At 47.9% G+C, this 12,725-nt stretch carries 10 protein-coding genes; 7 read left to right on the top strand and 3 right to left on the bottom strand.

Translation table 11 applies throughout. The features are described 5' to 3' along the window. Nucleotides 1-103: 103 nt before the first annotated feature. The 3 genes from bamE to nadK form a co-directional block, all read right to left on the bottom strand. Nucleotides 104-460, bottom strand: a complete 357-nt coding sequence (bamE, locus tag ACRC27_RS01885; protein ID WP_438623903.1) for an outer membrane protein assembly factor BamE — start codon at nt 458-460, stop codon at nt 104-106. A gap of 91 nt (nt 461-551) precedes the next feature. Then, nucleotides 552-2,213: a DNA repair protein RecN gene (gene recN, locus ACRC27_RS01880; protein WP_438639055.1), complete on the bottom strand. Its 1,662-nt coding sequence runs from the start codon at nt 2,211-2,213 to the stop codon at nt 552-554. A gap of 100 nt (nt 2,214-2,313) precedes the next feature. After that, nucleotides 2,314-3,195: an NAD(+) kinase gene (gene nadK, locus ACRC27_RS01875; protein ID WP_438623905.1), complete on the bottom strand. Its 882-nt coding sequence runs from the start codon at nt 3,193-3,195 to the stop codon at nt 2,314-2,316. Nucleotides 3,196-3,321: 126 nt separating this feature from the next. Between nadK and grpE the strand changes: the two genes are divergently transcribed. From grpE to glyA, 7 genes are all read left to right on the top strand, one after another. After that, nucleotides 3,322-3,906 carry a nucleotide exchange factor GrpE gene (gene grpE, locus ACRC27_RS01870; protein WP_438639054.1) on the top strand — a complete coding sequence of 195 codons (585 nt, stop codon included), beginning with the start codon at nt 3,322-3,324 and terminating at the stop codon, nt 3,904-3,906. A gap of 992 nt (nt 3,907-4,898) precedes the next feature. After that, nucleotides 4,899-6,317, top strand: coding sequence for a sensor histidine kinase (locus tag ACRC27_RS01865; RefSeq protein ID WP_438623907.1), 1,419 nt, complete (start codon nt 4,899-4,901; stop codon nt 6,315-6,317). Nucleotides 6,318-6,333: 16 nt separating this feature from the next. Further along, nucleotides 6,334-7,164, top strand: a complete 831-nt coding sequence (locus ACRC27_RS01860) for a hypothetical protein (protein ID WP_438639053.1) — start codon at nt 6,334-6,336, stop codon at nt 7,162-7,164. Continuing rightward, nucleotides 7,124-8,467, top strand: coding sequence for a two-component system response regulator GlrR (gene glrR / locus ACRC27_RS01855; protein WP_438623909.1), 1,344 nt, complete (start codon nt 7,124-7,126; stop codon nt 8,465-8,467). The genes ACRC27_RS01860 and glrR overlap by 41 nt, the downstream gene beginning before the upstream one ends. A 141-nt stretch (nt 8,468-8,608) precedes the next feature. Next, a complete protein-coding gene (locus tag ACRC27_RS01850) occupies nt 8,609-10,246 on the top strand; it encodes an NAD+ synthase (protein ID WP_438639052.1) in 1,638 nt (545 codons plus the stop codon). Nucleotides 10,247-10,255: 9 nt separating this feature from the next. Then, nucleotides 10,256-10,594 (top strand): nitrogen regulatory protein P-II, encoded by a 339-nt coding sequence (gene glnB, locus ACRC27_RS01845; protein WP_438623911.1) that lies wholly within the window; start codon nt 10,256-10,258, stop codon nt 10,592-10,594. A 233-nt stretch (nt 10,595-10,827) separates the two neighbouring features. Then, nucleotides 10,828-12,081: a serine hydroxymethyltransferase gene (gene glyA, locus ACRC27_RS01840; protein ID WP_438623912.1), complete on the top strand. Its 1,254-nt coding sequence runs from the start codon at nt 10,828-10,830 to the stop codon at nt 12,079-12,081. The last annotated feature ends 644 nt before the right edge of the window (nt 12,082-12,725 follow it).

Genomic DNA, 12,725 nt, shown 5'->3' with positions numbered 1-12,725 from the left:
GTCATGCAGCGTGAAAAAAGGAAAAAAACTTAATAATGCCTTTGCGAATACGCAGAGTAGCGTGGTGACAAAGGCATTGAAAATGTACTGTTGATAGCTGAAGTTAACCCGCTTGTTGAGCTAACGCTTCTGGCAACTTCTCTTGATTTTTAATGCTGCTCAGTTGCCCTTGAGTATCAAAGGTTAACACCAGCGTTTGCTGAGTTGGGTTTTCATGCCCTTTTTGCTGGCGGAAAATGTAATACCAAGTATCACTTCCGAAAGGATCATTTAGCAGCGGAGTACCAAGTAGGTACAGCACTTGATCTTTGTTCATTCCCTGCCGAAGCTGAGAGACATTTTTTTGCTCTAGATAGTTTCCCTGGTCTACATCAATTCGATAAACCACTTTTTCTACCGTAGAGCATCCGGCGGTGAGCATCACCAGTAAACATGCCGCAGTGAGTGTTTTACAGCGCATAGTCAGTCTGTGTTCCTGTAAACGAATTATTACTGATAATAATCAACACTCGCACCAAAGTAAAAACAGATGTGTAATCCGTGTGTCTGGATCACGCTGCTAACAGCTCGCGCGCGTTGGCAAGCGTGTTCTCTGTGATTTGGCTGCCACCGAGTAAACGGGCAAGCTCGTTTAAACGGTCGTCTTGATTTAGCAGTGTCATATGGGTTTCTGTCATCTGCCCATCGGTATATTTACTCACAAAATAGTGGTTATGTCCGCAACCTGCAACTTGTGGTAAGTGTGTGACACACAAAACTTGGGTTGATTCCCCGAGTTGCCGTAATAATTTTCCGACAACGGCGGCAGTTGGCCCACTGATACCGACATCCACCTCATCAAAAATAAGGCTCGGTGTATCCACTTTTTTCGCAGTGATCACTTGAATAGCCAGTGAGATACGCGATAACTCCCCCCCAGAAGCGACTTTGCCGAGCGGTTGTGCTGGCTGGCCAGGGTTGGTGGTCACCGTAAAATCAATCTGATCAAAACCAAGTGGTGTTAGGCGTTGCTCATTGCTATGTATCTCAATGAAAAAACGGCCATTTTCCATGGATAGTTCAGCCATACTTTGGGTAATCAAACGCGCCAGATCATCGGCATACCGTTGACGACTTTGGCTGAGTTTCTCTGCCGATTCGAGCATTTGAGCCCAATACTGGCGTTCTCGCTGTTCAAAATGATCGCCATCAACTTCTTGTTCTAATAATAGGGCGAGTTCATTGTGGTATTCAAGGTGTAACGTTGGCAGTTCATCGGGGTGGATATGGTGCTTACGGGCAAGCTGCATCGCTTTGGATAGTCGCTGTTCAAGATAGAGAAGGCGTTCGGGTTCTAAATCAAGACAATCAAGGTATTGGCGTAGTTCTGTGCACACTTCCTGAATGTGAATGGTCGCTTCATCGAGCATTTGGGTTAACGGTGCAATGCGGGCATCAAGCTCTGCGCACTCATTGACCCGCAGTTGGGCGCGGCGCAGCAAACTTAATACGTTACCCTCATCGGCCTCATCGAGAACCTGTAAAGACTCCTGACTATGTTGGATCAGATCCCCACTGTTAGATAAGCGCTTGTACTCATCATCAATCTGAGAGAATTCATCCTCTGCTAAACCGAAGTCATCGAGCTCTTTGACGTGATATTGCAGCAGTTGTAAACGCGCTTCACGTTCGAGCTTGTTTTTCTCGAATGCTTTGAGGGCATTTTTTTGCTCGCGCCATAACTGGTAGGCGTTACGCATATCTTCTAACAGGCTGTGGTGACCGGCATAGGCATCGAGTAGAGCAAGTTGATACTCTGATTTAAGCAACCGTTGGTGGGCATGCTGCCCGTGGATATGAATGAGTTGATGACCGAGTTCACGCAGTTGTGAGGCTGGCACGGGTGTACCATTAATAAAGGCTTTTGAACGCCCGTCGGCACTGATCACGCGCCGTAAAATGCACTCATCGCTTTCATCAAGCTGGTTGTCTTCCAACCAGCGGCGAGCGCTTGGATTTCCTTGCAGCAAGAAGGTGGCAGAGACCTCAGCGCGTTTGGCATCAGTGCGCACCATGGCCGCTTCTGCGCGATCGCCTAAGCATAAGCCGAGGGCATCAATTGCAATAGATTTGCCTGCGCCCGTCTCGCCGGTGACGGTTGTCATTCCGCGGTGAAAGTCGATTGCCAATTCACGAACAATGGCAAAGTTGGTGATGGTCAGTTGTGCCAGCATCGGTCAGCCTCTGTGTAAACATCCATGCCTGTATATGTGAACAGTATATACTGCTTTTACATACAGTAAAGATTCAGAGGCGGTGCTGTGTGGTATCGGTTTAAAATAATTTTTTTGACCAACCGAGCTTATTACTCAAAATATTAAAATAATTATAATCTTGTGGATGAATCAACCGCAGTTTATGTGGGCTCTTGCTGATGACAACTTCATCACCGTGTTGGATTGGCAGTGCTATCTGACTATCGCAGCTGACTTCCAGCGGGCTACTTGTGCCTTCAGAAAAACGCAGACGAATATGGCTGTTGCTGTCGATTACCAGTGGCCGTGCCGAGAGGGTATGGGGAAACATCGGCACCAGTGTAATGGCATCAAGATTAGGTGTTAAAATTGGGCCACCGGCGGACAGTGAGTAAGCGGTTGATCCGGTAGGGGTTGAGATAATCAGGCCATCAGAGCGTTGGGCAAATGCAAAGCGGTTATCGATGTACACTTCAAATTCGATCATGTGCGCCACTTTGCCGGGGTGGATCACGGCTTCATTAATGGCGCTGCTGGCGCGTTTTGGCCGATCACCATGAAAAACCTGTGCTTCAAGCAAGAAACGATCTTCGGTAATGTAGTGGCCGGCGAGCACATCACTCAGTTGTGTTTTTGCTGTGTCGGGGTCAAGATCGGTTAAAAAACCCAAATTACCACGATTAACGCCAATCATCGCAACATCATAGCGCGCCAGTATACGTGCCGCACCGAGCATATTGCCATCTCCGCCAATCACCACGGCTAAGTCAGCCCGTTGGCCGATATCAGCTAAACTGGCACCGGTGATATTCGGGATCTGTAGCTCTTGTGCAATCTGGTGCTCGAGTAAGACATCATAACCTTGTGCGGTAAGCCAATGATACAAGGCTTCATGTGTACTAAGCCCCGTCTGATGACGTGGCCTTCCGACCAGACCGATACAATTAAATCCTTGATTCATGGCATTGCCTTTATCATGCTGGAGTGATGCGATGTGATGGATAGAACGGATTTTACCCTTGAATCACCCGCTTTAGCCCCCATAATAAGCTAACTAGCGACCAGAATGCTAAATCGCGGAGACATTATGAATCAACAAGAGAATCAGACCCAAACTGAAAACACCGAAAACCCACAGGTTGATCTGCCTGAGCAAGAGGTAGAGCAAGTGGTTGATACGCGTGATGCGCGGATTGCCGAACTGGAGTCTGCCTTAGAAACGGCAAAAACCAACGAGCGTGATGCTATGCTGCGTGCGCGTGCTGAAGTGGATAACATCCGCCGCCGTACCGAGCAGGATGTTGAAAAAGCACATAAGTTTGCGTTGGAAAAGTTTGCCAACGAGCTGCTACCGGTAATTGATAGCCTTGAGCGTGCGGTTGAACTGGCTGACAAGCAAAATCCAGAGCTGACAGCAATGATGGAAGGTGTTGAACTGACGCTGAAATCGCTGTATAGCGCAATGAGCAAGTTTGGTGTAGAGGCAGTAGGTGAAATTGGCTCTGCATTTAACCCTGATGTGCATCAGGCTATGGGTATGGTTGAGTCTGCTGAGTATCCGGCAAATCATCTGGTGATGGTGATGCAAAAAGGCTATACCCTAAATGGCCGTCTGATCCGCCCTGCAATGGTGATGATCTCGCGCGGTAATGCGGTAGATACACAGGCTTAAAATTCGGTATACCCGTAATAGCGCCCGATAAATCTTGTCGGGCGTTTGTTTTTATATCGTCTTCTTATTCTCTTTTTTTCTCTTCTTTGGTCTCTTTATCTCTTTTCTTTTAAATGCTGTTCCTTTCTTTTACGGTTTTCTCTTCCCTTGTATAAGCTTTATCGGCTTTAGGCCGTACCTCAAATGGCAATGAACGACAAAATCACTACTTTCTTTCTTCTTGATAAATAAAGGATTTTTTATTTTTGTCGTAAAAGGCAGACAAAAGCCAATAACAGTGTCGCTAAAAGATGACACGTAAGATATTGATTTTTAATGTTAACTTAATTATCTCATAAGAGTGTTGTGATATGGAGACAGTTCTGTGAGGAAAATCGGGCTGTATTGCAATACTGCAACTTACCCGCAGTGATGAAAGTAATTATTTAAAATAAAATTCAATTAAAAACAATTAGTTAATTTTATCTTCGCAAAGTTGGCACAGCAAGTGCAGTATGTTTTGTGTAAACGCTCATCCGCCTTCTTATGACAGCCTAGCTTCATAAACTTTAGGATGATGCAGTTACAAGAGTAATGGTGTCTAACGTCCACCTTTTGATGAGAGTGTAAACTTCATCTACCACCGGACGAAACGTTGAGTGAGACACCACCCGACGTACCACTGCGATAAACAAAGATTTATCATCAGGTACGTAATGCGAAGCCGGATACCAGTCGCCTAATTACGATGAACATCTGTTTTCATCACCCTGTAGGCGTAGATGCGATGGTCTGGTATCCCGAGGCCGAGAATATCGGTCAGGGAATGCCCGGGGGAGACCCCGGTAATCCCGTGTTTATTGTCGTCTGTTATATCCGTTTTATGTGATAACTGACGCTCTGCCGCAACTCTTTCCAACAATCTGGCTTTGTTTCTTTCTTATCCCCCGCCTCTCAGGTAGCATTTAGCTATCTTAAAATAGTGCCTTTCTGAAACTGATTACCCAGAATTTATGCGATTTTCCCCGCGTTCGTTACGACAACTGGTTTTACTGGCATTTCTTTTGGTATTGCTGCCGCTGCTGCTGTTGGCGTATCAGGCATACCGAGGGCTAGACAACTTAAGCGCCCAAGCCGAATTGCTAAACCGCTCTACACTGGCCGATGCGCGCCGCTCTGAAATGATGAGCAACATTGCGCTTGAGATGGAGCGCAGTTATCGCCAGTACTGTGTATTGGGGGATAAAACATTCGCTAAGCTCTACCAAAACCAGCGCGATCAATACCTGCGCCAGTTGACACTGCACGCTCGTGCTTTGCCTGAAAAAGACAATTATGCCCCGCTGCGTGCCAATTTGAATCAGCTTGCTACGCCGTTGTGTAATAACGAAGGGTTAATGCCTGAAGCCTTGGTTCTGTTAGAGCAGTTTGCGCATAATAATAGCCAGATGCTGGAAGCTACCCGCAGTGTCATTTATTCGCGTGGGGAAAAACTGCAACAGACCATCGCCGAGCGTGGGCGCTATTTTGGTTGGCAAGCACTGAGTGTATTTGTGGTCAGTTTAGTGCTGGTGTTACTGTTTACCGGCATGATTATTGGGCCCGTTAAAGCAATTCAGCGTATGATCAACCGCTTGGGTGAGGGGAAGAAACTTTCTGATATCTCAACACTGCGCGGCCCGCGTGAGCTAAAATCAATTGCACAGCAAGTAGTGTGGTTGAGCGAGCGCTTGGCGTGGCTGGAGTCTCAGCGCCATGAGTTTTTGCGGCATATCTCGCATGAGTTAAAAACACCGTTGGCCAGTATGCGTGAGGGTACCGATCTGCTGGCTGATGAAATTGCGGGCCCGTTGAGCGCTTCCCAGCGTGAAATTGTGGGTATTTTAGATACCAGTAGCCGCCATTTGCAGCGCTTGATTGAGCAATTGCTCGATTATAATCGGCAGATTGCCAGTACACCGGTACAGATAAGTCAGGTTTTTTTGCCCGAATTGTTTGATACGGTGGTTCAAGCCAACAGCCTGCCGGCAAAAGCAAAAAATATGCACACCTACCTTGATTGGCAGGCTGATACCTGTGTCGCTGAACCAATATTACTGGCACGAGTGTTAGATAACCTCTACTCCAATGCGGTGTATTACGGTGGGGAATCCGGTACTATCTGGGTGAAGAGCCGCCAAAAAGATCATCGTATTCAAATTGATATCGCCAATACCGGCACCTCCATTCCGAAAGCCGAACGGGAAATGATTTTTGAACCGTTTTACCAAGGCAGTCGCCAGCGTAAAGGGGCAGTAAAGGGAAGCGGTTTAGGATTAAGCATTGCCCGTGATTGCATTCGCCGAATGCAGGGTGAATTGGATTTGGTGCAAAGTGATTATGCACCAGTATGTTTTCGTATTGAATTACCGTTAAGCCCAGAGCATGTCTGACATAATAAAGAAATGGATGTTACGCGTTGTATTGGTCATTCCGCTGCCACTACTGAGCGCATGTGCAGGAAAGCCGACCGAGGCGCTCGCACGCGTTATGCAGCCGATCACCTCATCGGCAGAGGTTGACGATTTTTATCGCCAATCTTGTCAGGCTATCTGGCTGACAAAAAACGGTGTTTCGATCCAGCAAGCGGCATACTGGTTGCGAGTTGCTGAGTGTGCGGATCAAGTTCCACTCAAAGATCGGCGTGAATTTGCCGCGCACTTTTCCCATGCGACTTGGCATGCCACACTGAAAAAGACCTTATTATCACTGCGTGCTTCGCCAACACTGACTGAGCGGCGTAAATCGCTCGACACTCTCAGCCTGTTGCGCGAACAAGTTCCATTTTCTGTACTACCACTGGTGCGTATTTGGCGTGAGCAACAAGTTATGCTGATAAGTTCAGCAGATGAGCGGATCCGTTTTCAGCGCGAACAAAAACAGCTGGAAAATGACCTTGAACTGGCGACACATCAACAGCGCGAACTCAATCAAAAATTAAAGGATGCAGAGCAAAAACTCTCTCGGTTGATGGATATTGAGCGTCAGCTCTCCACCCGTAAACAGTTACCGGTAAAACCGGTACTGCCAGAGATGAGTGAAGCACTCAAGCAGCCAGAATCTGTTGATGCCATTGCTCCCGATGCTGTCAATGCACCTGAGAACAGTACCGCTCCCGAGAACAGCGTGGTTGAAGAGAAGCCAGCCGAAGATAAGCCGGTTGAAAAACGACCGGCCGATGTAAAGGAACCCTTACCCGATGACACAGAGAAAGCCGGCCAACCTGCTGCTGGTGGATGATGACCCCAGCTTACTGCGTCTGCTTGGTATGCGTTTGAGCAGTGAAGGCTTTCAGGTCAGCACAGCCATTAACGGGCAAGAAGCCCTGCGTGTACTTGAGCGCGATAAAATTGAACTGGTGATCAGCGATTTGCGGATGGATGAAATGGACGGCATGGCGCTGTTTGGTGAAATCCAAAAACGCATTCCCGGTATGCCCGTGATCCTGCTCACCGCACACGGCTCTATCCCTGATGCTGTGGCGGCGACCCGTCAGGGGGTATTTAGCTTTCTGACCAAACCGGTCGACAAAGAGGCCTTGTATAAAGCCATTGATGAGGCCTTGGCCCTGCACGCACCGGCTAGCAGTGATGAGCGCTGGCGTGAAAATGTGATCACCCGTAATGCCGGCATGCTTCGTCTACTTGAACAGGCAAAAATGGTGGCACAATCGGATGTCAGTATTTTAATTAATGGCGCGAGCGGCACCGGTAAAGAGGTGCTGGCACAAGCCATTCACAAAGCCAGCCCGCGTGCACAGCAACCGTTTATTGCCATCAACTGCGGTGCACTGCCAGAACAACTGCTTGAGTCTGAACTGTTCGGCCATGCTAAAGGCGCGTTTACCGGCGCAGTCAGTCAGCGTGAAGGCCTGTTTCAGGCTGCAGAAGGTGGCACACTGTTTTTAGATGAAATCGGCGATATGCCGCTCTCATTGCAAGTCAAATTACTGCGGGTATTGCAAGAGCGCCGGATCAGACCGCTCGGCAGCAACCGCGATATTGAAATTAATGTACGTATCCTCTCGGCGACACACCGTGATTTGCAAAAAGAGATGGAAAAGGGCGAGTTTCGTGAAGATCTCTACTATCGCCTGAATGTAGTTAACCTCAAATTACCCGCACTCAATGAACGGGCTGATGATATTCCGCAGTTGGCCGCTCATATTTTGCGTCATGCGGCTGAACGTAATAAACCGTTTGTTCGTGCATTTTCCAAAGAGGCCATGAAACTGCTGATGGCTGCCGGTTGGCCGGGAAATGTGCGTCAACTGGTCAACGTTATTGAGCAGTGTGTTGCGCTGACCACCGCGCCGGTGATAAATGAAGCGTTAGTGGAGCAAGCACTTGAGGGTGAAAATACCGCCCTGCCAACCTTTGCTGATGCCCGCAGCCATTTTGAACTGCACTACTTGCGAAAATTATTGCATATCGCCAAAGGTAACGTTACACAGGCAGCACGCATGGCTGGGCGAAACCGTACCGAGTTTTACAAACTGTTGGGCCGACATGAACTCGACCCTAATGACTTTAAAGACAATTAAGTCATTTTTATAACCTGATCTGTCGCCCTGTTAAGTGCATTACGCACCCTATCTTTAACGGGGAAGACAACCTAAACGCATACCATACGGGGCAATCCCCGAAGTATGCCTGACCTTTGTTTTTGATTAGCTGGATATGCCATGAATTTAGGGCCTGTCACCAAACAACTGAATATCGCCATCGCACAACTGAATATGCTGGTGGGGGATATTGAAGGCAACGCAGACAAAATCATCCAAACTGCCACTGAACATGCCAATACCGGCGCGGATATGGTGGTTTTTCCTGAGCTTGCGCTAACCGGTTATCCACCGGAAGACCTGCTGTTACGGCCTGATCTGATGCTGCGAGTACAAACTGAACTCCAGCGTATTCAACAAGCATGTGCCCAAACCACCATACTGGTAGGCCACCCATGGCGTGATGCCGATGCCCTGTATAACGCGCTATCGGTCTACTCCAACGGCCAACTGCTGACCCGCTATTACAAACAGCAATTGCCAAACTATGGTGTGTTTGATGAACAACGCTACTTCAGTGCCGGTCATCAGCCCGCCATTATTGATTTTGCCGGTTACCGTATCGGGTTGTTGATTTGTGAAGACCTCTGGTTTGATCAGCCGATTAATACGCTGCACGCTGCAGGTGCAGAGCTGATTATCTCTATTAATGCCTCACCGTACGATCAAGAAAAACCACAGACTCGCCAGCGTTTACTCGAAGGCCACTGCCGCCGTACCGGATTACCTCTGATTTATGTTAATCAGGTGGGTGGGCAAGATGAATTGGTGTTTGATGGCTGCTCAAAAGTCTTTAACCAGCAGGGGGAAGTGACCCACCATCTGGCTGCGTTTGCAGAAGACAGCGCACAAATTATCATTACTGATAATCACATTCAGCCGATGCCTACTCTGCCACAACCAAGCAGCCTATTGGCTCAGACCTATCAGGCACTGGTGCTGGCAGTGCGAGATTATGTCACTAAAAATGCCTTTCACGGCGCAGTACTGGGGTTGTCCGGCGGAATTGACTCTGCGCTGACCTTGGCAATTGCCGCTGATGCATTGGGCGCTGAAAATGTCCAAGCCGTGATGATGCCGTTTCGGTATACCGCCGATATCAGCGTAGCCGATGCCAAAGAAGAGGCTGAAATTCTCGGTGTTGAGTTTGATATCATCTCGATCGAACCGATGTTTGATGCCTTTATGAACCAACTGGCCCCGTTATTTGCTGGAACAGCCCGTGATACCACCGAAGAGAACCTGCAAGCTCGCTGTCGTGGTGTCATGCTGATGGCTATCTCCAATAAGCGCCGCCGTTTGGTACTGACGACCGGTAACAAAAGTGAAATGGCCGTAGGGTATGCCACCTTATATGGCGATATGGCGGGTGGATTTGATGTCCTCAAAGACGTGCCGAAAACACTGGTATTTGCACTGTCAGCCTATCGCAATACCCTCTCATATGTGATCCCGCAACGCGTGATTGATCGTCCGCCATCTGCTGAGTTAGCACCGGATCAGGTTGATCAAGACAGCTTGCCGCCTTATGACGTGCTCGATGCCATCTTGCAAGCCTATGTAGAACACGATAAATCCGTTGCAGAGTTAATCGCAATGGGGTTTGATGAAACCATCGTGCGGAAAGTTTTGCGCTTGGTTGATATCAACGAATACAAACGTCGGCAATCAGCAGTCGGTCCACGCATTACCACACGGAACTTTGGCAAAGATCGACGTTATCCGATAACGTCAGGTTTTGGACGCAAAAACTGGTAAGGAATCACCATGAAAAAAATCGATGCAATCATCAAACCGTTTAAACTCGATGATGTCCGTGAGGCACTGGCCGATGTCGGTATCACTGGAATGACCGTCACCGAAGTCAAAGGCTTTGGCCGTCAGAAAGGGCACACCGAACTGTATCGGGGGGCTGAGTACATGGTCGATTTCCTGCCGAAAGTCAAAATTGAAATGGTGGTGGCTGACGATATTGTTGATACCTGTGTGGATACCATCATGAAAACCGCCCAAACCGGTAAAATTGGTGACGGCAAAATCTTTGTCTACGATGTTGCGCGCGTTATCCGTATCCGTACCGGTGAGCAAGACGAAGAAGCCATCTAAAGATAACAGTCCGTATCCTTATAAACGGCGTGTGAGCACGCCGTTTTCTTTTCTCTATTCCGATAGTCTCACCAAAATCTCCCGCACAACAAAAACTTAGCAAACGATTGCTTTAAAATTACTAACAGGGCTATCGATCACACTTTAAAAACATTAAACTGAACGCAGATTAACGGGTATGCCGTCATTTTCAGCCTATCCCTCGACTTAGCTCAAGTTATCAGGAGATGCAGATGTTAAAACGAGACATGAACATTGCCGACTACGATGCTGACTTATGGCACGCCATGCAGCAGGAAGTTGTGCGTCAGGAAGAGCACATTGAGCTGATTGCGTCAGAGAACTACACCAGCCCGCGCGTCATGCAGGCACAAGGCTCTCAACTGACCAACAAATATGCTGAAGGCTACCCGGGGAAGCGTTATTACGGCGGTTGTGAATACGTAGATATCGTTGAGCAACTGGCTATTGATCGTGCCAAAGCGCTGTTCGGTGCCGATTATGCCAACGTACAACCGCACTCCGGCTCACAAGCTAACTCAGCCGTTTATATGGCACTGCTTAATCCGGGCGATACCGTACTTGGCATGAGTCTGGCGCATGGCGGCCACTTAACGCACGGTTCACCCGTGAACTTCTCAGGTAAACTGTATAACATCGTCCCGTACGGCATTGATGAAAATGGCCGCATTGATTACGATGATGTTGCCCGTCAAGCGCAAGAGCATAAACCAAAAATGATTATTGGTGGATTCTCTGCCTATTCACGGTTGGTTGATTGGGCGCGTTTACGTGAGATTGCCGACAGCATTGGCGCATACCTGTTTGTTGACATGGCGCATGTTGCCGGTCTGATTGCCGCAGGTGCTTATCCAAACCCAGTGCCTCACGCACATGTTGTCACCACCACCACCCATAAAACCTTAGCCGGTCCGCGCGGTGGCCTGATCCTCTCTGCTGCTGCAGACGAAGACCTGTACAAAAAGCTCAATTCAGCCGTCTTCCCTGGTGGTCAGGGTGGCCCGCTGATGCATGTGATTGCCGCAAAAGCCGTCGCCTTTAAAGAAGCGATGGAGCCTGAATTTAAAACACTGCAATTCCAGATCGTACGCAATGCACAAGCCATGGTGAACGTATTCCAACAACGTGGCTACAACGTCGTTTCTAATGGCACTGAAAACCACCTATTCCTGTTGGACTTGATTGATAAAGACATCACCGGTAAAGATGCAGATGCCGCACTGGGCCGTGCCAACATTACCGTTAACAAAAACAGCGTACCCAATGATCCGCGCAGCCCATTTGTGACCTCCGGTATTCGCATCGGCTCACCGGCTATCTCACGTCGGGGCTTCAAAGAAGAAGAAGCCGCACAACTGGCTGGCTGGATGTGCGATGTACTTGATGACATCAACAACGAAGCGACCATTGAGCGAGTTAAAGGTCAGGTGCTTGATATCTGTGCCCGCTTCCCAGTATATGCATAACTGACCGTTATCTGCAGATATCGTCTATTACTATTAATAGAAAGCGAGAAAATCTCTCTATCTATATAAAAGCGTTATCTATATAGAAGCACTCGCGCAATCAAAGCGCTTCTTTGATGATTAAGATCGCGGATAGATGATGTCAGCAAAGGTAACGTAACGAAAAGCCACCCTATAAACTGAATATAGTGGTGGCTTTTTTATTGGTAAAAACAGAGTTATCCACAGAGAACTTTGCAAATCCTGTGGGTTAATTGTTGGTATCACGTGCTTAACTTAAGCATTAATTATTTATCATCATTTCAGTGTTTTTTTGTTGAAAAACCCCTTGCGCCAAACGCAAAACTCCCTATAATGCGACCCCACTGACACGGCAACTGTGATGCAAATCACTGAAAGCTAAGCAGTAAAGAATAAAACGCTTTTAAGGAATGTGAAAAACAAACCTTGACAGCCAAAGGGAAGTGCGGAATAATGCGCGCCCTGTCAACGTGAAAGCGCTGACGCTGCTCTTTAAAAAATTAATCAGACAATCTGTGTGGGCACTCGTTGAAGACGCTGACTATCCAAAAGATACTTAGTTAAACGAGTGACTGACAATTTATTTGCTAGTTATTTCGAGCGACAAACTTTAAATTGAAGAG

Source organism: Plesiomonas sp., from assembly GCF_051650925.1.
Classification (GTDB): domain Bacteria; phylum Pseudomonadota; class Gammaproteobacteria; order Enterobacterales; family CAMTGL01; genus Plesiomonas.
Note: the sequence above shows the minus strand (reverse complement) of the source record. Positions and strands in the feature narration are given on the sequence as shown.

Coding starts and splice junctions, on each gene's coding strand:
- ACRC27_RS01860 (WP_438639053.1), top strand. CDS start 6,334: ATGTTACGCGTTGTATTGGTCATTCCGCTGCCACTACTGAGCGCATGT.
- glyA (WP_438623912.1), top strand. CDS start 10,828: ATGTTAAAACGAGACATGAACATTGCCGACTACGATGCTGACTTATGG.
- bamE (WP_438623903.1), bottom strand. CDS start 460: ATGCGCTGTAAAACACTCACTGCGGCATGTTTACTGGTGATGCTCACC.
- glnB (WP_438623911.1), top strand. CDS start 10,256: ATGAAAAAAATCGATGCAATCATCAAACCGTTTAAACTCGATGATGTC.
- glrR (WP_438623909.1), top strand. CDS start 7,124: ATGACACAGAGAAAGCCGGCCAACCTGCTGCTGGTGGATGATGACCCC.
- recN (WP_438639055.1), bottom strand. CDS start 2,213: ATGCTGGCACAACTGACCATCACCAACTTTGCCATTGTTCGTGAATTG.
- nadK (WP_438623905.1), bottom strand. CDS start 3,195: ATGAATCAAGGATTTAATTGTATCGGTCTGGTCGGAAGGCCACGTCAT.
- ACRC27_RS01850 (WP_438639052.1), top strand. CDS start 8,609: ATGAATTTAGGGCCTGTCACCAAACAACTGAATATCGCCATCGCACAA.
- grpE (WP_438639054.1), top strand. CDS start 3,322: ATGAATCAACAAGAGAATCAGACCCAAACTGAAAACACCGAAAACCCA.
- ACRC27_RS01865 (WP_438623907.1), top strand. CDS start 4,899: ATGCGATTTTCCCCGCGTTCGTTACGACAACTGGTTTTACTGGCATTT.